At 70.4% G+C, this 22,685-nt stretch carries 20 protein-coding genes, 1 tRNA gene and 1 pseudogene; 11 read left to right on the top strand and 11 right to left on the bottom strand.

What is annotated here, in order from left to right; genetic code table 11:
- Positions 1-51 precede the first annotated feature (51 nt).
- Complete coding sequence (locus tag OG524_RS12465; RefSeq protein WP_405810220.1) at positions 52-852, top strand: HAD-IIA family hydrolase; 801 nt, start codon at positions 52-54, stop codon at positions 850-852.
- Positions 853-1,125: 273 nt separating this feature from the next.
- On the opposite strand, the gene OG524_RS12460 is transcribed toward OG524_RS12465, so the two are convergent.
- The 8 genes and pseudogenes from OG524_RS12460 to OG524_RS12425 form a co-directional block, all read right to left on the bottom strand.
- Positions 1,126-1,188, bottom strand: coding sequence for a hypothetical protein (locus OG524_RS12460; protein ID WP_405393223.1), 63 nt, complete (start codon positions 1,186-1,188; stop codon positions 1,126-1,128).
- Between the two features lie 263 nt (positions 1,189-1,451).
- On the bottom strand, positions 1,452-2,156 hold the full coding sequence (locus OG524_RS12455) for a hypothetical protein (RefSeq protein ID WP_405390783.1): 705 nt from the start codon (positions 2,154-2,156) through the stop codon (positions 1,452-1,454).
- Positions 2,153-2,755: a hypothetical protein gene (locus OG524_RS12450; protein WP_405390784.1), complete on the bottom strand. Its 603-nt coding sequence runs from the start codon at positions 2,753-2,755 to the stop codon at positions 2,153-2,155. Before OG524_RS12450 ends, OG524_RS12455 begins: the two co-directional genes overlap by 4 nt.
- Positions 2,756-2,846: 91 nt before the next feature.
- A complete protein-coding gene (locus tag OG524_RS12445) occupies positions 2,847-4,988 on the bottom strand; it encodes a hypothetical protein (protein ID WP_405810217.1) in 2,142 nt (713 codons plus the stop codon).
- A 37-nt stretch (positions 4,989-5,025) separates the two neighbouring features.
- Positions 5,026-5,457 (bottom strand): hypothetical protein, encoded by a 432-nt coding sequence (locus tag OG524_RS12440; RefSeq protein ID WP_405390787.1) that lies wholly within the window; start codon positions 5,455-5,457, stop codon positions 5,026-5,028.
- A 272-nt stretch (positions 5,458-5,729) separates the two neighbouring features.
- Positions 5,730-6,100, bottom strand: a pseudogene (locus OG524_RS12435) (transposase); the annotation flags it as partial.
- 285 nt (positions 6,101-6,385) lie between these two features.
- Positions 6,386-6,790: an ATP-binding protein gene (locus tag OG524_RS12430; protein ID WP_405810215.1), complete on the bottom strand. Its 405-nt coding sequence runs from the start codon at positions 6,788-6,790 to the stop codon at positions 6,386-6,388.
- Positions 6,790-7,041: a hypothetical protein gene (locus tag OG524_RS12425; RefSeq protein ID WP_405390789.1), complete on the bottom strand. Its 252-nt coding sequence runs from the start codon at positions 7,039-7,041 to the stop codon at positions 6,790-6,792. Before OG524_RS12425 ends, OG524_RS12430 begins: the two co-directional genes overlap by 1 nt.
- 178 nt (positions 7,042-7,219) lie before the next feature.
- On the opposite strand from OG524_RS12425, the gene OG524_RS12420 reads away from it, so the two are divergent.
- The 3 genes from OG524_RS12420 (at position 7,220) to OG524_RS12410 (ending at position 9,133) form a co-directional block, all read left to right on the top strand.
- A complete protein-coding gene (locus tag OG524_RS12420) occupies positions 7,220-8,059 on the top strand; it encodes a DUF5753 domain-containing protein (protein ID WP_405810213.1) in 840 nt (279 codons plus the stop codon).
- Positions 8,037-8,258 carry a DUF397 domain-containing protein gene (locus OG524_RS12415; RefSeq protein ID WP_405810211.1) on the top strand — a complete coding sequence of 74 codons (222 nt, stop codon included), beginning with the start codon at positions 8,037-8,039 and terminating at the stop codon, positions 8,256-8,258. Before OG524_RS12420 ends, OG524_RS12415 begins: the two co-directional genes overlap by 23 nt.
- Positions 8,259-8,461: 203 nt before the next feature.
- The gene (locus OG524_RS12410) at positions 8,462-9,133 is read left to right on the top strand and encodes a DUF4232 domain-containing protein (RefSeq protein ID WP_405810209.1); all 672 of its coding nucleotides are present in this window, start codon (positions 8,462-8,464) and stop codon (positions 9,131-9,133) included.
- Positions 9,134-9,474: 341 nt separating this feature from the next.
- Here OG524_RS12410 and OG524_RS12405 read toward each other — a convergent pair.
- Positions 9,475-9,547: transfer RNA gene (locus tag OG524_RS12405), tRNA-Arg, on the bottom strand.
- A gap of 318 nt (positions 9,548-9,865) precedes the next feature.
- On the opposite strand from OG524_RS12405, the gene OG524_RS12400 reads away from it, so the two are divergent.
- The 7 genes from OG524_RS12400 (at position 9,866) to OG524_RS12370 (ending at position 18,837) form a co-directional block, all read left to right on the top strand.
- Positions 9,866-11,509, top strand: coding sequence for a dynamin family protein (locus OG524_RS12400; protein WP_405390793.1), 1,644 nt, complete (start codon positions 9,866-9,868; stop codon positions 11,507-11,509).
- Complete coding sequence (locus OG524_RS12395; RefSeq protein WP_405390794.1) at positions 11,506-13,449, top strand: GTPase; 1,944 nt, start codon at positions 11,506-11,508, stop codon at positions 13,447-13,449. The genes OG524_RS12400 and OG524_RS12395 overlap by 4 nt, the downstream gene beginning before the upstream one ends.
- A 270-nt stretch (positions 13,450-13,719) precedes the next feature.
- Positions 13,720-14,145 (top strand): single-stranded DNA-binding protein, encoded by a 426-nt coding sequence (locus OG524_RS12390; protein ID WP_405390795.1) that lies wholly within the window; start codon positions 13,720-13,722, stop codon positions 14,143-14,145.
- 186 nt (positions 14,146-14,331) lie between these two features.
- Positions 14,332-15,855 carry a Cys-Gln thioester bond-forming surface protein gene (locus OG524_RS12385; RefSeq protein ID WP_405390796.1) on the top strand — a complete coding sequence of 508 codons (1,524 nt, stop codon included), beginning with the start codon at positions 14,332-14,334 and terminating at the stop codon, positions 15,853-15,855.
- Positions 15,856-16,064: 209 nt separating this feature from the next.
- Complete coding sequence (gene ettA, locus OG524_RS12380) at positions 16,065-17,729, top strand: energy-dependent translational throttle protein EttA (protein WP_383182404.1); 1,665 nt, start codon at positions 16,065-16,067, stop codon at positions 17,727-17,729.
- A 2-nt stretch (positions 17,730-17,731) separates the two neighbouring features.
- The gene (locus tag OG524_RS12375) at positions 17,732-18,154 is read left to right on the top strand and encodes an acyl-CoA thioesterase (protein ID WP_405390797.1); all 423 of its coding nucleotides are present in this window, start codon (positions 17,732-17,734) and stop codon (positions 18,152-18,154) included.
- Complete coding sequence (locus OG524_RS12370) at positions 18,151-18,837, top strand: hypothetical protein (RefSeq protein WP_405390798.1); 687 nt, start codon at positions 18,151-18,153, stop codon at positions 18,835-18,837. The genes OG524_RS12375 and OG524_RS12370 overlap by 4 nt, the downstream gene beginning before the upstream one ends.
- A gap of 119 nt (positions 18,838-18,956) precedes the next feature.
- Here the strand turns inward: OG524_RS12370 and OG524_RS12365 are convergent, their stop codons facing one another.
- Together OG524_RS12365 and OG524_RS12360 are read right to left on the bottom strand one after the other, a co-directional pair.
- Positions 18,957-19,916, bottom strand: a complete 960-nt coding sequence (locus OG524_RS12365; RefSeq protein WP_405390799.1) for an ABC transporter ATP-binding protein — start codon at positions 19,914-19,916, stop codon at positions 18,957-18,959.
- Positions 19,913-22,684 (bottom strand): FtsX-like permease family protein, encoded by a 2,772-nt coding sequence (locus OG524_RS12360; protein ID WP_405810204.1) that lies wholly within the window; start codon positions 22,682-22,684, stop codon positions 19,913-19,915. The genes OG524_RS12365 and OG524_RS12360 overlap by 4 nt, the downstream gene beginning before the upstream one ends.
- Position 22,685: the final 1 nt, after the last annotated feature.

The following is a 22,685-nucleotide window of genomic DNA, read 5'->3' as shown; positions in this document are numbered from 1 at the left end:
TCGAAACAATCCCATTTGCGCCGGTTCGGCAAGTCGGGGACGGTCGGGAGCATGGAACGAATCGGAGCGGTCCTGATCGACATCGACGGTGTGCTCACGGTGTCCTGGAAGCCGCTGCCCGGCGCGGTGGAGGCCCTGCGCCGGCTGCGTGCCTCCGGCATTCCACTGGCGCTCGTCACCAACAACACGTCACGGACCCGCGCCGTGATCGCCGACCGGCTCGCCGGTGCGGGCTTCCCCGTAGAGGCGGACGACATCCTGACCGCGCCCGTCGCCACCGCCGCGTACCTGCGCGAGCACCACCCGGAGGCCCGCTGCCTGCTGATCAACACAGGCGACGTACGGGACGACCTGTCGGGCGTGACGCTCGTCGAGGAGGAGGACGGCGAGGGCGCCGTACCGGACGTCGTCGTCCTCGGCGGAGCCGGCCCCGCGTTCACGTACGCGGCGCTCGACCGGGCCTTCCGCCACATCCAGCAGGGCGCCCGGCTCGTGGCGATGCACCGCAACCTCTACTGGCGTACCGCCGACGGGCTCGCCCTCGACACGGGTGCGTTCCTCGGCGGTCTGGAGCAGGCGGCCCGGACGGAGGCGGAGATCACCGGCAAGCCCGCCCCCGCGTTCTTCGCCGCGGCCCTCTCCCACCTCGGCGCCGCCCCCGCCGGAACGCTGATGGTGGGCGACGACATCGAGTCGGACGTGCTGGCGGCCCAGCGCAGCGGAATCACCGGCGTACTGGTCAGGACGGGCAAGTACCTGCCCGAGACGCACGCGGCAGCCGACGGCACCCCGGACCACGTCCTCGACTCCTTCGCGGACGTGCCGGCGCTGGTGGAAAGACTCGGACACTGACCCGCGACCGGACCGACCGGACCCGACCGGATACGGCAGGACCGGACCCACTGCCGGGCCGTGCCTAGCCGGGGCGAGTTCGGCGAGGAAGGCGCCATGCTTCCTGTACGTACGCTCCGGCGCGCCTGTTCGCGGAAGAGGCGCACCGATACCGGGCAACCTCAGACGGCGCCGTGATCGTGATCGCAGCAGTGGGCAGCTCCACCGCCACCTGCTCGGTGTCGAAGCCGGTGCACGTCTCCAGCGGCCACATTGCCCCCACGCGTGCGGGGATCACCCCGGCGTTACCGTCGGCAACGCCGCAACCTGGAGCAGATACCCGAGCTGCTCCGCCATCACATCCGGATCGCCGACTGGGGGCGCAGCACGGACTCCTCAATGACGATCGGGAAGCGCCGACCACCACGCCGGATGATCCGCGGCCTGAAGGAGCCATCGTCCGAGGTACTGGCAGCAGAGCCGCCCACGTCCTCGGCCTGGGCTTGGCCGACCTCCTGGCCCTGTCCCACCGCGAGCTGATTCGCCGCCCCGGCCCCGGCCCTCCGCCCGACGCGGCGGACCCCACGCCAGGGAGAGGCCCGCCTCGCGGCCTGACGGGGCTACCGGGCGGCCTCCTCGGGGGTCTCGTACCCCTTGATGACGGGGTTCTTCTTGAGGGGTTCGTTCTCGCAGCCGAGGGCGTCGGTGGCGTGCCGTGTCATGAGGTACAGGAAGCGGATCTGGCGATCCCGTACGTCCTGCTTCACCGCCGTGCCGACGTACGCCGTGTTCGCGACGTCCGCGACCAGAAGGTTCTGCCGCGCCAGTTTGTCCAGGCCGCCGGGCAGTTCACAGCGCACGCGGAGCGTGGACAGCGTCTCGTCGGACTCTCCGTAGAGGCCGTTGACGTTGTAGTAGGTGAGGGTGTCCGCCGGGCGCCCCGAGCCTTTGGGGCTCTCCCGGGACGTCCAGTGGAAGTCCACGCTCAGGGTGTCGCTGCCGGTGCCCCTCGGGCGTTCCAGGGAGAACGAGCACAACGACGTCCGATACTCCGTGCGCCCCGGTTCCTCCCGCGCCCGCAACTCCTCCTTCAGCCCTTCCGCGAGGTCGGCGCTGCTCTTCTCGACCCTGGTCCGGTACGAATCCGTGTCGAGCAACTGCCGGACGAGCTTGCCCTCGCGCGTGCCCGGGGCGGCCTCGCAGGGGTGGCTGATCGGTGGCTCAGGGCTTTCCGATGAGCAGGAGGTCGCTGCGAGGGCAAGCGCTGCGACGACGGCCGACCGCTTGAGAAAAGGAGACGTGGGCCTTCTTGGGTGGGTGGTCATTTGCTGGCCTCTGCCGCCCTTTCGGCATTCCTGTATGCCTTGATGACGGGGTTCTTCTTCAGTGGCTCGTTCTCGCAGCCGACGGCGTCCGTGGCCTTTCGTGCCATGAGGTGCAAGAAATGGATCTGGCGATCCCTGGCGTCCTGGCCGACGCGGGGGCCGACGTATACCGTGTTCGAGCTGTGGGCGACGAGCAGAGTGCGTTGCGAGAGTTGGCCCAATTCGCCGGGCAGGTCGCACTCGATGTGGAGCTTTGTCAGAGTTTCGTCCGATTCGCCGTATGCGCCGTTGAGATTATAAAAGCTGTGCGTGTCCGCGGGGCGACCGGAGGGATCAGGATTTTCTCGCGAGGTCCAGGAGAAGTCTGTTCTCAGGGTGTTTCCCCCGCTGGTCTTGGAATATTCCGGAGATATTGCGCACGTCTGAATTTTGAACGCCAAAATCCCAGGCTGCCACTCCCGCAGGTGTTCGTTCATTTTTTCCTTCAGGCCCTCGTCCGTATTGCGGATATTGATCTCGTATTGTTCTGTTCCCGGCAATTCCTGTACGAGCTTGCCTACGGTGGAGGTTCGGGGGTGGCTGCACATTTCGCTGATCACCTGATCCTGGTCCGCCCTGGTGCAAGAGGTCGCTGCCCCTGTCGACGCCGAAGCGACGATCGGACGCTTCAGCGACAGACGGATTCCCGGATCACAAGTGCGTGAGGGCAGCGTTCCGCCCGGCGTCGTGGCCGTCGCGGGCACTGTCCTTCGCGGAGACGAAGGCTCCCGATCCCGAGATGTCATTGTCCTCGCCCCACTTGTCGATGATCTTGTTGGTGCCGTCCATGCCCACGGCGAAGTTGTCGCTCGCGTCCTCCTTGCCCTGGGCCTCCGCAGCGTCGACGACATCCTTCGTCCAGTCGTAGGCGACCGCGTCGATGATCGACCCGCCCACCGTGCCCAGGACCGGAATCTCACCGATCAGACCATTCGCTCCGGCGGCCGAGTACGCGGCGGTGTCCTCGGCCCACTCCGCCTTGTCCTTCTCCTTGTCGTCGTACACGTCGGCGCCGATACCGTTGAGCGCGCCCATCGCGCCACCGATCTGACTGCCGCAGTGGTCCCAGTCCGCGCTCACACCATGCGTCTTGTCGCCGTTGTAGGGCTCAGTCCTGGCGAGCTCGTCGGCGACATAGGCCCGCTCGGTCTCGTACAGCAGGGAGAAGGCCGGCGCGTCCTCCGCTATACCGCGCATGACACGGACAAGGCTCGCCTGCCCCACGGCGAGATGTGAGTTGTCCCCCGACCCGTTGATGGAGTCCTTCCCTCCGATACCGCCGTACGCCGACTCCTGGCCGTTCAGGATGATGTGCGTGTCCGCCACGTAGTCGGTGAGTGCCCTCGCCATCGGCCGGCGGATGTTCTCCAGGTCCTTGGGGAACTCGTCCCCGCCCGCGTCCTCGTCCAGGAACCGGATGGCGTTATGCATCACGCGTGCCTGGCCGTCCGTGTGCGGACCCGGCTCGCCGGGCTTTCCGCCCGGCTCGTGGCCGGTCGAGGCGGCCTCGATGGCGGCCCCGAGGCCCGCCGCCTTCTCGGGATCGGGCACGTCCATGATCGCCCCGCCGGGCGCGATGATGTCGTCGTACGGCCACTCGCGGTCGGTCAGCAGGTACTGCAGGTGCTCGTTCTTGTTGCCCTCGGCCTCGGGGTCGAGGAAGTACTCCGCCGCCTCGGGGTCCTTGCTCATGATGCCGAGCAGGTCGTCCAGAGGGTCGACGGCCAGCCCGGGACGGGTCGCGTCGAACGCGTGCGCGCGCCGGTCCGGGTCCTCGTTCTTGATGATGTCGTGGCCGACGTCATTGAGGAATTCCTTGCCGTATCCCTCGCCGTGCTTCATCAGTGTCACGAACGCCTGGTAGCCGGAGGTGACTGACGCGCCCTTGTCGATCCGGTCCGGGCCCACGCCCTTCAGCCCGTCGAGGAAGGGCTTGTAGGCGTAACTGTTCGGGTCCTTGGTGCCGGAGGCGACGGTATTGGCGAGGATTTCGGAGATCGAGTTGTAGAGCTTCTTGTCGCTGGCGGACACACCCGAATCGCTTGACGCGAGGTGCATCCGGTCGGCGATCCGCACCGCGTCCTCGGCACCGAGGGCATGCAGATACGCCTCGCTGAAGTGCTTGTCCTTGGCATTCTCGCGCATGACATCGCTGTAGTGCCGCAGTTCCTTGTCCGAGGCCTCGCCGGACTTGACCTTCTCCGACAGGGCGATCGCCTCGACAGCCTCGACGTCACCGACCGGCTTGGCATTGAACCCGAAAGGCGCCGTGCCATCGGCACCGGACGCGTTCAGGAGTGCGGTCTTGACGTCCTGGTCGAATTCGTTGACCGCCTTCACCGCGGCACCGATGTTGCTGGTGTAGGACATCTCCATGTTCCTGAGCTCAGGGTCGTGGCGCACACCTTTCGCCGTCGCCGTGTCCACCTTGCTGTAGTCGTAACTGGCCACGCCGCTGTCGGAGACCTTCATCCCGGCCTTGACCGCGTCCGCGACAGCGGACTCCACCTTCGCCCTGAGATCCGTGAAATGCCCGTGGGCGTCCCGGAGCAGGGACTCCATGGCGAGGGCTTCCTTCTGCGCCGCGTCGTACTGACCGCGCGTCACCGCGAAATTGGGGGCGGCGATCGATGCGCTTTCCCCGAGCCATCTGTCTTCCTTGGTGACGCTCTGCACGTCTTTCTCGTACAGGTTCTCAAGTTTTTTGAGCCTGGTGGCCATTTCCTTCCAGCCGTCCGCGGCCGAAGTGAGCTTGGAGAGCTTGACATGCAGTATCTCGTAATAGCTGGGCATCGTTTCCCCCTCAAACGCCGGACAGACGTGAACGCACTCAGACTCCGGACACCCTGGAATGGAGAGGGATGAAACCCTGCCCCGTGGCGATGTCCTGATCGGTGAACCGGATCGACGTGGTCCGCAGGCTGGACTTCTCGCTGTCCAGCCGCGCCATCAGCCGCTTCACCTGAGTGTCCCAGTGCGCGTGTGCCTTCTTGAGGCCGGCTCCGGTGTCCCAGCCGCTGAACTCGCCGATAGCGTTCCGGGTTGATTCGTCGGCCGCGTCGGCCGCCCCTCTCGTCCCGGGCTCCAGATCGTTCTGGATGGTGTTCGCCGCCTTCTTCTTCGCGGCGGGAGCCGTGACCAGGTCAGGCGCGGAACCCGTCTGGCCTGAGTTGCCGGCGGGGAGCTGGTTCAGCCGCGTGTGCCCCGACTGCTGTTCCGTGACCGCCTGCTTCTGCCGCGCCCATTCCTCGTCGAACGACATGTGCATCCCCCTGTCTACGCCTGACTGAGGCCCCGGGAATCGCGTGTGCGATTCCCGGGGCCTCCAAGAACGACAGACCCCCCTTGACGCGGGGCCCTCTGATTCACTCTAGCCTCGGCCTTTCGTGACGGTCCGTCGGTGCATCCGGCGGACCGTTTCGGGTGTTCGGGCTGGTGGCGGCAAGGCTGATGGTCCGGCGCTCGTGCCGGGTGGGCGCCGGATTCCATGGCTCCGGTCGGGTGGTGCTGCTCGCGGGGAGGGGAACGCGTTGGTCAGCCGGGGTCCGGGAGAGTTTCGAGCCGTCCCAGGGCGTCGGTGATCACGTGGCTCCAGGCCAGTGGCGTGCGAATCTCAGGTGTCGGCGGCGGGCGGTGGTGACGAGCTGGGTGGCGGTGGAGAAGAGGCGGAGCCGGAGTCGGCGGGGTTCTCACCCGCGGGTTCCGCCGGTCAGAGCGAGCATAGGCATCCATGCGAGGACGGCGAGGGCGATCTCCAGCCAGACGTGAGCGCGGGCCTGGCTGATCGCGGTCAGTGCACGGCTCCACCGGCGGCGAGGGTGTCGATGAAGCGGGAGACCGTCGGATCTGAGGCCAAGGGCCCGAAAACGCCGGGCTCGGCCCGCAGCATGGCGACCCCGAGAGCGCGGGATCCAGCACCGTCTTGCCGGGGGCGCGCACCGCGCGGGGCTTCGGCCAGGGTGCCAGTGCCGTCGATATCGCCTGATCCACGCCGGACTTTCGGACCGTCTCCACCAGCAGCCCGGCCCCGGCCTGCCGGACCGCCCCGCGACTGCCGCCCGCAGGGCGGACACGCGGGTACGGCCCGATATGCTTCTTCGCCTGGAAAGTGCCTCCGGGAGGGGCGGGAGCAGGGCCCGAGACAATCCTCATTCTCACTGGTCAGAGGCGCCTTCTGGCTGGGTGCGGGTTCAGCGTGTCGGCAGGGTGAGCTCCGCCCACACCGCCTTCCCGGGCCCTGCCCGCCCGCCTGTGCCCCAGCTGCCGGCGAGCGCGTCGACGAGAGTGAGCCCCCGCCCCTCCTGGGCATCATCGGCCGTTGTGCGCCGCACGGGTGGTGCGGACGACGCGTCGTGCACCTCGATACGGAGGCCGCCGGGGGCTGGGACGTAACGGGTCTCGATCTCCCTCCCCGGCGAAACCCGCGCGTGGCGCCCCGCGTTGGTGAGCAGCTCCGACAGCACGAGCGTCGCCGAGTCCTCCAGGGCACCCAGACCCCAACGGGCCAGCGCCTTACGCAACTCCAGTCGCGCCAGGGCGACGCAGCGAGGGTGCCGGCTCCAGCGCAGGACCACCGGCTCGATGCGGGACCCCATCAGGCCGCCGCCTCGGCGTTCCACAGGACCAGTCGCTGCCGGGCGCGCTCCCAGCGCTCGAACTCGGCCCGGGGGTAGGGCAGAAGCAAGGCGCTGTGCCGGTTGGTCAGGCCTGAGTGGCAGGCGTGGACGAATACGACCGAGGGGCGGAACGCAACGGCGTCCGGTCCGCCGTCCGGGCCGGATTCGCCGCCCGGAGGAAACAGGACGTTCCGCAGCGGTCGGATGAAACGCGCGATAAACTTCGGCATTGCCGGGGACTCCTCTTCAAGTGCTTCGGCCGCGCCCCCGGACGTCTGCAAACGTCGCGGGGGTTTTTGTTCTTCCGGCGGTCCCACCTTGCCCGCTCGGGCAGACTGGTGGCATATCCCAGCTGTCACCAAAAGACCTGAGTGGACAGCGAGTTATGCGAAAGCGGGTTCGACCCAGGTGGAGCTGAACGGGGAATCGGGCAAGGTCACGCCGCGTGTGAGGCTGGGACGGCGGCTGCGCCGGCTGCGTGAGCGGAGGGGCCTTTCGCTGCGACAGTTGTCCGAACAGGTGGGCGGCTATTCGCACAGCTATCTGGGGCGCGTCGAACTGGGGGACCAGCTCCCGTCGGAGGCGCTGGTGACATCGCTGGACCAGTTCTTCGATTCGGACGGGGTGCTGGCCGATCTGCTGGAGATGGCACACGACAGCTCGGTTCCCGACTATGGCCGGGCGGTCGTGGGGAAAGAGCTCGAAGCGGACCGGATCCAGGTCTTTACGAGCAGCCTCATCCCAGGGTTGCTGCAGACAGAGGACTATGCGCGCGAATTGTTTCGTACGTCCCTTCCCGGGGAGCCCGAAAGTAAGCTGAACGACCGGGTGGTCGTCCGCATGAAACGACAGCGGATCTTTGACCGGCCCGAACCGCCATTTTATTGGGCGATCATGGATGAAGCGTCTTTCAAACGGCCGGTGGGCAGCCCCCAGCAGATGGCCGATCAGCTGCGATGCCTGCTGCGGGCTGCCGAGCGGCCGAAACTCACAGTCCAGGTACTGCCGTTCACCGAGGGGGCGCACCCGATGATGGGAGGGTGCCTGACCTTGCTCACGCTGCGGGACGGCGGGACGATGGCGTTCATCGAGAGCTTCAGTTCCGGCGAGACGGCGGAGTTGCCGAAACGGACACTCGATCTGACCCAACGGTTCGACGTGGCGCGCTCCTTGGCCCTCCCTATGGAGAAGTCCCTCGGCCTGATCCGCGAATACCTGAAAGAGTATGAAGATGAACGCGATTCCTGATGCATCCGCTCTGCACGCGTGGCGACGGTCGAGTCACAGCAACAACGGCGAAGGCGCCTGCGTCGAGGTCGCGGACGGCTACCCCGGCGGCGTCCCCGTCCGTGACAGCAAGGCCCCGCACGGTCCGGCGCTGGTGTTTCCCGCCGCCGGCTGGTCGTTGTTCGTCGCCGCGGTCAGGGGCGGGGATCTGCGCGGCTGAGCCACTGCCGGCTTCAGGCGCCGCATACGTTCCGGAGGCGGCCCGCGCGTTCCACTTCGTGATCATGTAACCGGTCTGCGACGGAGCCGTCCCGGAACGAAGGCGGCGGGATCCTCGCGGCCCACAGCCCCTCGTAGTGGTCAAGCAAGCAACGAGAAGCCGGAACAGCTTCGGCCTCAACCGCTGATCCACAAGGGCAATTCATGTCCGGCAATCGTCGCAAGGCCCTCCTCGTCACCGCAGCCCTCGTGGGCGGCACCATGCTGATGACGGCGTGCCAGGACTCGGCCACGGACTCCGGTGCAGCGCAGGGTTCTTCGTCCGCCACTCCGGCCGACGGTGCGGCCACCCCGTCCGGCTCGGCGACCCCGGACAGCGGCAAGGACGCCGGGAAGGGCTCCGACGCGACCGGTGAGGGAACCGAGGACGGGGCGGGCTCCGGCGCCGACACCGGCGACGGTGTGCGGGTGCCGGTCGGGCAGAGCTGCGGCGCCAACGACATCTCCTGGAGCACCAGGTCCGAGACCCAGGCCGGCGGATACATCCTGGTCACCGCGAAGGCGAAGTCGGGCATCACCTGCATCCTGCCGGCCGCGCTTCCGACCGTGGCGTTCGGTTCCGACGGCACCGAGGCGGGTCCCGCGGAGCAGGCCGTCGGCCAGCAGATCACGCTGAGCGGGAACACCACCGCCTACGCCGGGGTGAACCCGAAGGCCACCGGCGGAGACGGTGGCAAGGAGCTGGACAGCATCATCGTCGGCGTCGGTGCCGAGGACCCCGACCCCGTTTCGCTGCCGGTCGGCACCATCATCGTCCAGGACCCGATCGTCACCAACTGGCACACCTCCCCGACGGACGCCGTTCCCTTCAACTGAGTGGCCCGGCGCGGACAGCGGTGCCGTCGGTCGCACCGAGCCGACCGCGGCTGCCGGGCAGGGCGGATCGGTCAGGCGCTTGGCCTCGGCCGTGTTCCGGAAGGCGGATCCGTCGCACGATCCCAGAGCCGGCCGGCCCGGGTCGGCAACCGCGAACGGCGCGGGAGGACCGGCGGGCGGCCGCCGGCCCTCGATCGCGAGGAGCGACGCCTGGCGACAGCCCCACCGTGACCTGCGAGCGGTCCGGTGCTTACGCGTTCGCTACGGCGTTCTCGCTACGGTGCGGTGGCCCGCAAAAAAGAGACCCTCCCGAAGGAGGGTCCGGCATCGCACGGGCGGAGCGCCCCCGGCAGGACTCGAACCTGCGGCCAAGCGCTTAGAAGGCGCCTGCTCTATCCACTGAGCTACGGGGGCCGGTGTCGGCCTCGGTGGCCCGGAGGGCGCTGGATCAAGCCATCCGTGACCTTGCCGGGACAAGGATAGGGCTCCGATCGCCTTGACCCGGTTGCTTCACCTGCGTGGCACGATGTGGAGGTTCAGTGAAGCGAACCGATAATCGCAGGTAGGTGCGATTCACGCACCGCTTTTGGCGCCTCGCGTCCCGGGTGTTGTGCACTCGTTATGCCTGCGCCCCACTCGTCCCCTCTGTCCCCCGGGACGGATCCGCCGCGCAGAGGGGCCTATACGCTTCAAAAAGGCGTTAAAATTGGGCATTCTTCACATGTGGTAACCATGGATGTACGGCCCCAGCTCATCGACGCACTTTCCGCCCTGCGCGACCGTGTCGCTGCCGTGCGTCTTCCACTCCCTCTGCCGGGGGCCGCGCGCGCCCGGCAGACGAGGACCGAACTGCTTGCCCAGCTCGACGACTACCTGGTCCCGCGGCTCAAGGACCCCGAGGCACCGCTGCTCGCGGTGATCGGCGGATCCACCGGCGCGGGGAAGTCGACACTCGTCAACTCGCTGGTGGGGTGCCGGGTCAGTGAGGCGGGAGTACTGCGCCCGACCACGCGGACCCCGGTGCTCGTCTGCCACCCCGACGACCACCACTGGTTCGCCGGGGTGCGCGTACTGCCCGAACTGACCAGGGTGTGGCTGCCGCCGGGGCAGGCACCGGATCCGGACGGGCACGACCACCTGGGGGCGGACGGGAACCAGGACGGCACCGTGCTGCGGGTGGAGACCGCGGCGACCCTGCCCCGCGGGCTCGCGCTGCTGGACGCCCCGGACATCGACTCGCTCGTCGTACGCAACAGGGTCCTGGCCGCCGAGCTCATCTGCGCCGCCGACGTCTGGGTCATGGTGACCACCGCGTCCCGGTACGCCGACGCGGTCCCCTGGTACCTGCTGCGTACCGCCAAGGAGTACGACGCCTCCCTGGTCACCGTCCTGGACAGGGTGCCGCACCAGGTCATCGCCGAAGTCTCGCGGCAGTACGCGGCCCTCCTCACCCGGGCCGGGCTCGGCGAGGTCCCCCGCTTCACCATCCCCGAACTGCCCGAGTCCGCGGGCGGCGGCAGCGGCCTGCTGCCCACCACCGCAGTCGCGCCGCTGCGCGCCTGGCTCACCCACCGCGCGCAGGATCCGGCGGCCCGTCAGCAGGCCGTGGGACGCACGGCGTCCGGGGTCATCGACTCGCTCAACGTACGGATGCCCGAGCTGGCCGGGGCCGTGGCCGCGCAGTACGCGGCGGCGGTCCGGCTGACGGGGGTGGTGGAGGAGGCGTACGGCAAGGAGTCGTCCCGCGTCCGGCGGCGGCTCCAGAACGGTGCGGTGCTCGCCGGGGCCGCACGTACCCGGTGGCGCGGATACCCGCTCTACAGCACCGCCGAGGAACTGCTCGACGCACTCGTGGAGAGCCTGGGCGCACTGCTCCAGTGCGCGGTGGCCGCCGCCGACGAACAGATCCGCACCACCTGGCAGCGCGAACCCGCCGCGGGGGACTTCCGGTACGAGGACGCCGGCCGGGAAGCCGGCGGCTGGGGGCCGGCCGAGGACATCCAGGGCCGGATCGCGATGGCCGTACGGCGCTGGCGGCGGGTCCTGGAGGAACTGGCCGAGGAGGAGGCGCGGCTGCTGGAACGCAACGCCGCACCCGACGCCGAGACGGTGGCCGCGCTGCTGGCCGCCGTCCTGCTCGGCGGGCGCCGCGCCCGGGGAGCCGGGGAACAGCTCGCCGAACGGATCGGCGCCCAGGGCGCGCTGCGGCTGCGCGACAAGGGCGGGGCACTCCTCGCCGGCTGCCTGGAGCAGGTCCTGCACGGCGAACGCGACCGGCGGCTCACCCCGCTGGACGCGCTCGAAGTCGCTCCCGAACCGCAGGCCGAACTGATCGCCGCCCTGTCCGTACTGCAGAAGGAGAGATGGAAGCGATGACCGCTGTCACCGACCACGACCGCGACCGGGCCGAGGACACCGAAGGGCCCCAGGGGCGGAGCTGGGACGACGGGCTCATCGCACGGCGCGCCGCCGCCGCCGCCGCACAGGAGGGGGCGCGGCCGGAACGTCCCTCCGGCGACGACGTACGCCCCCAGGTGGAGGCGTACGGGCTGCCCGGCAGCCCCCTGCGGCCCCGGCTCGACGCGCTGCGCGAGCTCGTCGGGCTGTCCAGAGCCAGGCTCGACGGCGACACCCTCGCCGAGGCCGGACGGGTGCTCGACGAGGCCTCGGCCCGGCAGCGGCTCTCCTCCCGGCACACGGTCGTCGCCATCGCCGGTGCCACCGGCAGCGGGAAGTCGACCCTCTTCAACGCGCTCGCGGGCGTCCAGATCTCCGACACCGGACTGCGCAGGCCGACGACGTCCGCGCCGATCGCCTGCAGCTGGACGGACGGGGCCGCCGGACTGCTGGACCGGCTGGCCATTCCCGGCAGGCTGCGGCGCAGGCCGGTACAGGGGGGAACGGAGACCGACGAGGCGCTGCAGGGGCTCGTGCTGGTGGACCTGCCCGACCATGACTCGGCGGCGACCGGCCACCGGGACCAGGTGGACCGGGTGCTGGCGCTCGTCGACGCGGTGATCTGGGTCGTCGACCCGGAGAAGTACGCCGACGCGGCCCTGCACGAACGCTATCTGCGGCCGCTCGCCGGGTACGCCGAGATCACCTTCGTCGTCCTCAACCAGATCGACCGGCTGCCCGGTGAGGCCGCCGACCTCGTCCTCGACGACCTGCGCCGGCTGCTGGACGAGGACGGCATGGCGGTGGGGGAGCACGGCGAACCCGGCGCCACCGTCATGCCCCTGTCCGCGCTCACCGGCCACGGGGTGGGTGACCTGCGCGAGCTGCTCGGCCGGTTCGTCCAGGACCGTACGGCGGCGACCCGCCGCCTCTCCGCCGACGTGGACGCGGCAGCCGCACGGCTGCGGCCCGTGTACGTCGCCGAAGGACGCCCGGGACTGGGCGAGCGGGCCCGTGAGGAGTTCACCGACCGGCTGGCCGAGGCGGTGGGGGCCTCGGCCGCCGGGGAAGCGGCGGAGCGTGAGTGGCGCAGGAACGCGGGGCGGGCCTGCGGGACGCCGTGGCTGAGGCTGTGGCACTGGTACGAGTCCACCCGGCAGCTCGGCGGCGGCCTGGACCTCATGGCACAGGCCCTCGCCCCGCCGGAGGAGGAACTCACCGCCAGGCAACGGGTGGAGCAGGCCGTACGGAAGCTGGCGGACGACGCCGTCGACGGGCTGCCCGCACCCTGGGCACAGGCCGTGCGCGAGGCGGCGGTCAACGGGGCCAAGGGGCTGCCCGAGGCGCTGGACGAGCTGTCACGCAACGCGCAGGCGCAGGCGGCGGCGGGTGGCCGGGGGCGCGCGGCGGCGACCGCGGGCTCCGGCACGGCGACCGTCGGCTCCGGCGCTGCGGACCCGGACACGAAGGGTGCCTCGGTGCGTGGTCCCGGCCGCCCCACGGACAGGGCCGTCGCTCCCGTCGCCGGGGCGCTCGGCGGTCGTGGCGCCAGGCCGCCGCGGCCCGCGTGGTGGCCCGCCGCGGTGCTGGCACAGGCCTCGATGACGCTGCTTCAGATCTTCGGCGGGCTGTGGCTGCTCGGCCAGATCGTCGGTGTGATCGAACCCGGGCTGGTCACCCCCGCGCTGCTCATGCTGGCCGGAGTCGTCGGCGGACCGCTCGTGGAGTGGTCGTGCGCGGCCGCGGCACGCGGCCCCGCCCGCCGGTACGGGCAGGAGGCGGAGCGGCGGCTGCGCGAGACGGCGGCCGGATGCGGTCGGGCCAGGGTCCTCGACCCGGTCGCCGCGGAGCTTGCGCGCTATCGCGAGGTGCGGGAGCGGTACGTGACGGTGACGGAGTTTTCCACAACCGGCCGGTAGTCCACAGGCTTCAGCGGCATTCCCGAATTCCGTCCAGCATGGATGTCGGTGGTTCGCACGGGACCGTGAGGGCGCGGCGGCGGACGGCGTGGCGGGCAAGGCGGCCACGCTCCTCCGCGGCCTGCCCGGCGGACCCGTGCCGGGCAGGACAGAAAGACTGACAACGGGCCTGACAACAGGCCTGACTACAGACCTGACAACAGGCCTGATGAAACGCCGGACAGGGTCCGGACAACAGGCCGGCAGCAGGACGGAAACGGGGAGCGGGAAATGAACGACACATGGGTGACGCTGGTGGGAAATGCCGCGACTCCGGTGGACTTCCGGGAGACGGCGACGGGAGCCATGGCGCGATTCCGTATGGCGGTGACACCCCGGCGATGGGACCGCGAGAAGCAGATCTGGGCGGACGGCCGCACCAGCTTCTACACGGTGTGGGCCTGGCGGACCCTGGCGGCGAACCTCTCCGGATCGGTCGCCGTCGGAGAACCCCTTGTGGTGCACGGTCGTTTGAAGGTGCGCGAGGAGGAGCGGGACGGGACGTGGAAGACCTCCGTGGACATCGAGGCCGTGGCGGTGGGACACGATCTGACCAGGGGGACGGCCGCGTTCCGGCGGGTGGTCAGAGCCGAACCGGCACTGACCGCTCCGGCACATCGTCAGAAACCGGCCACGGAGATGGCTTCCGTGTCCTGAACACCCAGGCGCGCCGAAGCGGTCGATAACGATTGTGATTCGGAATGCTTATCTGACGGTATGACGGGGGACTGCCCTTCACTTGCTCTTTACGATTCCCCAGTACTCATGCGGCACTTGAGTTTGCTGGCGAGACACCTCCCACACGTGAACCATGCGTGAAGGTCTCGCCCGGAGGGGAATTCTGTGTTTTCTGTGTCTTCAGCAACCGCTTCGTCGTCCAGGGCGACGACGGAGCAGTCCATACGGAGCCTGAGCGGGGGTCGCCGACACGATCAGGAACCGGGCCGTGCCGGGCGGGGCCGCGGCCTCGCCCGGGTGGCCGCCGCGATCCTGGCCTCCGGCCTCGTCGCGGCCGGGACCCTCGTCGGCGCCACGGCGGCGGCGGCCGAGGAGACCGGCCAGCACCAGGGCGGCGCGACCGCAGTCCTGGACGGGCTGAAGACCTACGACCGCGCCGTGCTCCGCATCGAGGGCAAGGACGGCAAGGAGTCCAGGACCCAGGAGCTCCCCGCCGGACTGTTCGAGATGACCGTCGACGGCGGCGGAACGCTCAAGACGTACTGCATCGACATCCACAACCCCACCCAGGACCGGGCGAAGTACCTGGAGACCCCCTGGGACCAGAGCTCGCTCGGCGCCAACAACGACGCCGGCAAGATCCGCTGGATCCTGGACCACTCCTACCCGAAGGTCGACGACCTCGCGGCGCTCGCCCAGGAGGCCGGTACCGGCCCGCTCACCGAGAAGACCGCCGCGGCGGGCACCCAGGTCGCCATCTGGCGCTTCTCGGACGACGCCGACGTGACGGCTTCCGACGCGCAGGCGGAGAAGCTCGCCGACTGGCTGGAGGGCAAGGCCGAGAACGTGGCGGAGCCCAAGGCCTCTGTGGCCCTGGACCCGGCCGCGGTGTCCGGCAAGGCCGGTGAGCGGCTCGGCCCGATCACCGTCCACACCAACGCGGGCCAGGTCTCCGTGGCACCGCCGGCCGACGCCGCCGCCAGCGGGGTCACGGTCACCGACAAGGACGGCAAGCCCGTCACCGTGGCCGCCGACGGCACCGGCCTCTACTTCGACATCCCCGAGGACGCCGCCGACGGCTCCGCCTCGCTGACCGTCCAGGCCACCACCTCGGTGCCCGTCGGCCGGGTCTTCGCAGGGATCACCAAGAGCCAGACGATGATCCTCGCCGGCTCCAGCGAGTCCACGGTCACCGCGACGGCGACCGCCACCTGGGCCGAGAAGGGCGCCGTCCCGGCGCTCACCGCCGAGAAGAACTGCGCCAAGGGCGGCGTGGACATCACCGCGGAAAACAAGGGCGACGAGCCGTTCACCTTCGAGCTCGCCGGCACCAAGCACACCATCCCCGCGGGTGAGACCCGGACCGTGACGATCCCCGTCGCCGAGGACCAGGCGTACGACTTCACGATCACCGGCCCCGGCGGCTTCAGCAAGAACTTCAAGGGCGTCCTGGACTGCGAGACCGCGGGCACCCCGGTTCCGGGTGACGAGACCGACACCCAGAGTGGTTCCGAGCCCGTTCCCGCCCAGACCGGCACCAGCTCCACCGGCGCCGAGGGCGACCTCGCCGCGACCGGCGGCTCCAGCGCAACCCCCGTCATCGCGGGTGTCGCCATCGCCCTCGTCGTCCTCGGCGGCGGCGCGGTCTTCCTGCTCCGCCGGAAGAAGCCGCAGACCAGCGGTCAGTAATGACCGATGCGAGTGACTGATGTGACCACGGGCGCTTCGTGAGAACGCGCCGGTGAAGGGCCCGGTACGGACATCCGTACCGGGCCCCGTCGCGTTCCGGAGGGCCGGAAGGCACGTACCGGGGACCGGTACTGGTTTCCGTCCGGGTGCAGACGTCAGGCAAGATGGGTGTATCTGCCCACACCTCTATTGCTGCCGGACGGTTTCTCTTGGCTGAGTTCATCTACACCATGCGCAAGACGCGCAAGGCGCACGGCGACAAGGTGATTCTCGATGACGTCACCCTGAACTTCCTGCCCGGCGCGAAGATCGGTGTCGTGGGGCCCAACGGTGCCGGTAAGTCCACGGTGCTGAAGATCATGGCGGGCCTGGAGCAGCCGTCCAACGGCGAGGCGTACATCACGCCCGGTTTCAGCGTCGGCATCCTCATGCAGGAGCCGAAGCTCGACGAGTCGAAGACCGTCCTGGAGAACGTCCAGGACGGCGCCGCCGAGATCATGGGCAAGCTCAAGCGCTTCAACGAGGTCGCCGAGCTCATGGCGACCGACTACTCCGACGCGCTCATGGACGAGATGGGCAAGCTCCAGGAGGACCTGGACCACGCCAACGCGTGGGACCTGGACGCGCAGCTGGAGCAGGCCATGGACGCCCTGGGCTGCCCGCCCGGCGACTGGCCCGTCAACAACCTCTCCGGTGGCGAGAAGCGCCGTGTGGCGCTCTGCAAGCTGCTCATCGAGGCCCCGGACCTGCTCCTCCTCGACGAGCCCACCAACCACCTCGACGCCGAGTCGGTGAACTGGCTGGAGCAGCACCTCTCGAAGTACCCGGGCGCCGTCGTGGCCGTCACCCACGACCGGTACTTCCTGAACAACGTCGCCGAGTGGATCCTCGAGCTCGACCGCGGCCGCGCGATCCCCTACGAGGGCAACTACTCCACGTACCTTGAGCGCAAGGCCACGCGCCTCAAGGTCGAGGGCCGCAAGGACGAGAAGCGTCAGAAGCGGCTCAAGGAAGAGCTGGAGTGGGTCCGCTCCAACGCCAAGGGCCGCCAGACCAAGTCCAAGGCACGTCTCGCCCGTTACGAGGAGATGGCGGCCGAGGCGGACAAGATGCGGAAGCTGGACTTCGAGGAGATCCAGATCCCGCCGGGCCCGCGGCTCGGTTCCATCGTCGTCGAGGTCGAGAACCTCTCGAAGGCCTTCGGCGACAAGGTCCTCATCGACGACCTGTCCTTCACGCTGCCGCGCAACGGCATCGTCGGCATCATCGGTCCGAACGGCGCGGGCAAGACCACGCTGTTCAAGATGATCCAGGGCCTGGAGACGCCGGACTCCGGCGCCATCAAGGTCGGCGACACGGTCAAGATCTCCTACGTCGACCAGTCCCGCGCCAACATCGACCCGAAGAAGACCCTCTGGGCCGTCGTGTCGGACGAGCTGGACTACATCAACGTCGGCCAGGTCGAGATGCCCTCGCGGGCGTACGTCTCCGCGTTCGGCTTCAAGGGCCCGGACCAGCAGAAGCCGGCCGGTGTCCTGTCCGGTGGTGAGCGCAACCGCCTCAACCTGGCGCTGACGCTCAAGGAGGGCGGCAACCTGCTGCTCCTCGACGAGCCCACCAACGACCTCGACGTCGAGACCCTGTCCTCGCTCGAGAACGCGCTGCTGGAGTTCCCCGGTGCGGCCGTGGTCATCTCCCACGACCGCTGGTTCCTGGACCGCGTCGCCACGCACATCCTGGCGTACGAGGGCGACTCCAAGTGGTACTGGTTCGAGGGCAACTTCGAGTCGTACGAGAAGAACAAGGTCGAGCGTCTCGGCGCGGACGCGGCCCGTCCGCACCGTGCCACGTACAAGAAGCTCACGCGAGGCTGATCGTGGCTCGTCATATCTACAGCTGCCCGCTGCGCTGGTCGGACATGGATGCCTTCGGCCACGTGAACAACGTGGTCTTCCTCCGCTACCTGGAGGAGGCGCGCATCGACTTCATGTTCCGGCTGGCGCCGGGGGACGGCTCGCCGTCCTTCGCCGGCGGGTCCGTCGTGGCCCGGCACGAGATCGACTACGTGCGCCCGCTGGTCCACCGGCACGCGCCGGTGACCGTCGAGTCCTGGGTCACGAAGATAGGCGCCGCGTCGCTGACGATCGCCTATGAGATCAAGGACCCCGAGCAGGTCTACGTACGGGCGTCGACGATCGTCGTGCCCTACGACCTGGCCGAGGAGCGGCCCCGGCGGATCACCGCCGAGGAGAAGCACTTCCTCCAGGAGTACCTGGACCAGGAGCCGGCTGCCGCATGACGGTGCCCGTGCGGTCGCCGCAGTTCGCCGACGAGAGGGAGGCGGCGGATCTCGCCGCCTTCCTCGGCCGGCTGCTCCACTACGACCGGGCCGCCGCCGTCCGCCTCCAGGCGGGCGGCGGCGCACTGGCGGTGTTCGGCCGGCCGCCGTCGTTCGAGGTCCTCGCGATCCGTACGGCACGGCTGTCCGGCACGCACGACTTCGACACCACCGTCTCGGCCGGTGAGCTCCTCGAATCGCTGGACCCGGACGGAACGGCCGGGCCCGGCGCCCTGCCCGCACCCGTCACCGGCCCGCCGTGGACCGGAGTGCTGCCGCCGCGCGGCGGCTGGCGGGAACGCCCCGGGCTCCCGGGGCCGGAGAGCCTGCGCACCGCGCTCACCGCCGCCGTGACGGAATTCAGGGCCCGCGACACGGCCCTGCCCGAGGACCGGCGCACCCGGGCGGAACGCGACCTGATCGGCCGCGACATCTGGTCCCGCACGGTCGGCGACACCGAACTCCCGCTGCGCGCCGTGCACGCCGCCCAGTCCCTGGGCTTCCTGCGCCCGTCGCCCGGCTTCCCCGTCGCGCTGCTCACGGCCGGTTCGTGGCTGCGGCTGCGCACACCGTTCGGCTCGATCGCCCTGCGGGGCGCGGGCGGCGGCCTCGGCACGCTCGCGGTGACGGTCGGAACTGCCTGAGACCCCGAGTCGCGGTGACGGTCGGAACTGCCTGAGACCCCGAGTCGCGGTGACGGTCCGCACAGCCTGAGGACCCAGCGCCGTGACGGTCGTGACGGTCTGAGGCCCCCGCGCCGCGTCTACGCCTTCGGCGGCTCGTCCGGCCACACCCCGATGTGGTCCTGCTCCAGTTCCAGCATCACCCGGTGCTCCATGCCCAGCGCCTCGGTGTAGTCGGCGGGCAGCTGCAGCCGGCCCGCCCGGTCGAGCATCGCGTACTCCCGCGCCACCTGGGACTCCTGCCCCGTCGCCGCGTCGACCTCCGTGCGCCGCAGCACCTCGGAGGACGTACGGCCGTCGCGGATCGCCACCGTGCGGCGCACCTCGCCCGCCACCGCCTGGTCGTGGGTGACGATCACGATCGTCGTACCGAGCTCCTCGTTGGCCCGGCGGAACGCGGCGAACACCTGCTCGCCGGTGGCCGAGTCCAGCTCACCGGTCGGCTCGTCGGCCAGCAGCACCGAAGGGTTGTTGGCCAGGGCCACCGCGATCGCCACCCGCTGCTGCTGGCCGCCGGACATCTGCGCCGGGCGGCGGTCACGGCAGTCCGCGACATCGAGCATCTGCAGCAACGCATCGGCGCGCGCGGCCCGTTCACGGTTACGGCCGCCGCCGCGCAGCTGCATCGGCAGCGTGACGTTCTGTACGGCGGTCAGATACGACAGCAGGTTCCGGGAGGTCTGCTGCCACACGAAGCCCACCACGTCGCGGCGGTAGCGCAGCCGTTCCTTCGGCCCCATCGCCAGCAGATCGCAGCCCGCCACCTTCGCCGAGCCCGCCGTGGGCACGTCGAGGCCGGCCAGGATGTTCATCAGGGTGGACTTCCCGCTGCCCGAGGCGCCGACCAACGCCATCAACTCGCCCTCCGTGACGAGCAGATCGAGCCCCTGCAGGGCCTGCACCTCCACCCCGTCCGCGGAGAAGACGCGCACCAGCCGGTCGCAGGCGATCAGCGCGTCATGTCCGTACGACGGCCGGTCGCGGCGCATGACGGCCCGCTGTTCGAGCTCCGCCAGAGTGGTCTCTGTCGACGACGTCATCGGGTGTCTCCTGCCCTGAGTTCCTTGATCGATCCACGACGGCCCGCCCACCACGCCTGGACGCCCGCCACAGCCGCGGCGAGGACGACCACCCCCACTGCCGGCAGGGCCAGCGACCAGGCGTCGGCCCGCAGTGAAGCGCTGATCGGTGATCCGGACTCCCCGCCCGCCAGCGCGAGCGCCGCCAGGTCGACGCCGGGCGCCAGCAGGGCGATGGTCGCCCAGCCGACGAGCAGCCCGCCGGACGCGGCCAGCAGCGCCTGCGGCATGGCCTCGAACGCCAGCAGCCGCCTGCCCTGCCGGGTCGTGAGCCCCATGGTGCGCAGGCGCGCCAGCAGTGTCCTGCGCTCCGGCGCGGTCTGCAGCAGGGACAGCAGCACGGCGAGCAGCGCGTATCCGGCACCGGCCGCGACAGCCGCCCCGTAGATCCGCTCGGCCCCCGACTGCATCGGGGTGTCGACGAACGCCTCGCGTTTCTCCGCCCGCAGCCGCACGGTGAACTGCCCCGCGTCCTTCGCGGCGGCCCGCAGCTCCCCGGCGTCCGGTGCGGGACCCGTGACCATCAGCGTCGTGGGCCGCTGCGTGACGAGCCCCGCGGAGTCGACGACCAGGAAGCCGGAATCCGTCACCGCGGAGGTGCGCGAGAGGACGGCGGCGACCCGCACCGTGATGTCCCCGCCCTCCGACGCGATGGTGCGCGGCCCGTCGCCGAGCACCTTCGCCACCTCGGGGGAGGCGATCGCGGGCAGCACCTCGTCCTGCCCGCCCCCCGCCTTCAACAGGCCCGCGGGCAACGCGGGCAGGCCCGTCCCGCGGGCCAGCCGCGCGTACGACTCCGGCTCCACGCCCAGCAGGGTCGCCCGCTCGGTGTCCGACCGGGCGTCCAGGGCGGCGGCCAGCGGAACGCTGTACTCGATGCGCACGGCCGCCACGTCATCGACGCCGTCCATCGCCCGCACCGCGCGGGTCATGCTGTCCGGGACCGCGGTCAGCCCCACGTTCTCGCCGCTGATCCGGGCGTCCGCGCCGACCGCCCGCAGCGCCGCGTCGTCACGCGCGTCGGCGACCCCGGCCAGCACCGAACCGCCGAAGGCCGCCGTGGTCAGCGCGATCAGCAGGGCGAGCAGCGGCAGCGTGCCGCTCGTCGACGCCCGCCCGGCCCGTGCCAGCGACAGGAAGCCGACCGCCCCACGCAGCCGCGCGACGGGCCGGGCCGCCAGCCGCAGCGGCAGCGGATAGAACCGCACGAGGACGAGAGCCGCGATCAGCCCCACCAGGACGGGGGCGGAGCTGACCAGCAGGTCGGCGTCCGAGCCCGTCGTCGTACCCCTCCGGCGCAGCGCGGCGACCGCGCCGACCGCCAGGACGAGCAGGGTCAGCTCGGCGACCGTACGCCGCCGGGAGGGCTTCGCGTGCACGACGTCCTCGCGGGCCCCGTGCAGCAGCGGCCTGCGGTGGTGCAGCGTCGTGCGGAGCGGCAGTGCCACACAGACCAGGGCCGCGACCGAGGCGGCACCGACCACCGCGGGCCACCACCGGGCCTCCCCGATGACGAGGACGGCCAGCAGCAGCCCGAGCGCCGCGGCGGGCAGCACGGCCACCGCGGTCTCGGCCAGCAGCCGTCCGCCGATTCCCCGCAGCGAGCCGCCCCGGGAGCGCAGCAGGGCCAGCTCGTGGTGGCGGCGGGCGCCGATCAGGGCGCCCGTCATCAGCAGGACCACGGCGGCCACCGCGCCGATCCCCACGGCGGCGACCGTGACGACGGGGCCGATCGCCGCACCCATCGCCGTATAGGCGTCGAGAAGGGCGTCCAGGTCCGTGGTGAGCGTCGTGTTGGGCCCCACCAGGGCGCGCAGCTTCAGCAGCCCCGGGCCGTTCTCCAGCGAGGCGACGGCGTCCCGCAGCCCGGGTGCGTCGGCCGCGGTGAGTCCGGAGGGGTCCGGGGCGATGCGCCAGTACAGCTCCGGTTCGCCCGTCGTGGCCAGCAGCGCGGGCCCGGTGTCCGGGGCCAGGAGCAGTGTCGCCGTCCAATAGGAGACCGGCGTCGGGGAACCCGGGTCCGGGACCAGCGACGGGGCGCGGTACAGGGGGTCGACCGACCAGTAGCCGCTCTTCGGGTGCAGCGGGGTCACCAGGCCCGTGATGCGTACGGTCAGTGGCTTCCCGCCCTGGGTGGGCACCGCGATCGTGGAGCCCACCTCCATCTTCAGCTCCGCCGCCGTCTCCTCGGTGACGGCCGCCTCCACCTCACGGGTGGCGGCGGTCACCTCGCCGCGCGCGACGGGCCAGCGGCCCCCGGCCAGAGCGCTGTGCTCGCGGAGCGCCGACGGGACGGCGTAGTGCAGCCGGGGAGGCAGCGCGTCGGGCCGGGGCAGCCAGGACTCCTGCGCGACGATCGGCTCGGCCGTGTGGACCCCGTAGGAGGAACGCGGCACATCGGCCCGCACCGGTGCGGGAAGGTCCTTCAGCAGCGCACGGTCGACCTCGGCCCGCGGCCTGTCCCGCAGCACCTCCTCACGCGCCGGACGCGGCACCGCGAGCGACGGCGGGGGCGTGGTCACCTCGAGCACGCTCTGCCCCGGCGACGCCGTCGAGATGTCGTGGCGCAGCGCCTTCGTCCCGTACGCGTCCACGGCACGCGGGAACGCGGCGGCGAGGAAGGCCGTCAGGAACACCAGGACCGCGAGGGCGGCGGTGATCCCGGGGGCGGTACGCAGCCGGGTACGGACCCAAGGGGCGCAGGCGGCCGAGATCTTGGCGGCGGTCATG

The organism is Streptomyces sp. NBC_01520 (assembly GCF_045040375.1).
In the GTDB taxonomy this organism is placed as follows: Bacteria; Actinomycetota; Actinomycetes; order Streptomycetales; family Streptomycetaceae; genus Streptomyces.
Note: the sequence above shows the minus strand (reverse complement) of the source record. Positions and strands in the feature narration are given on the sequence as shown.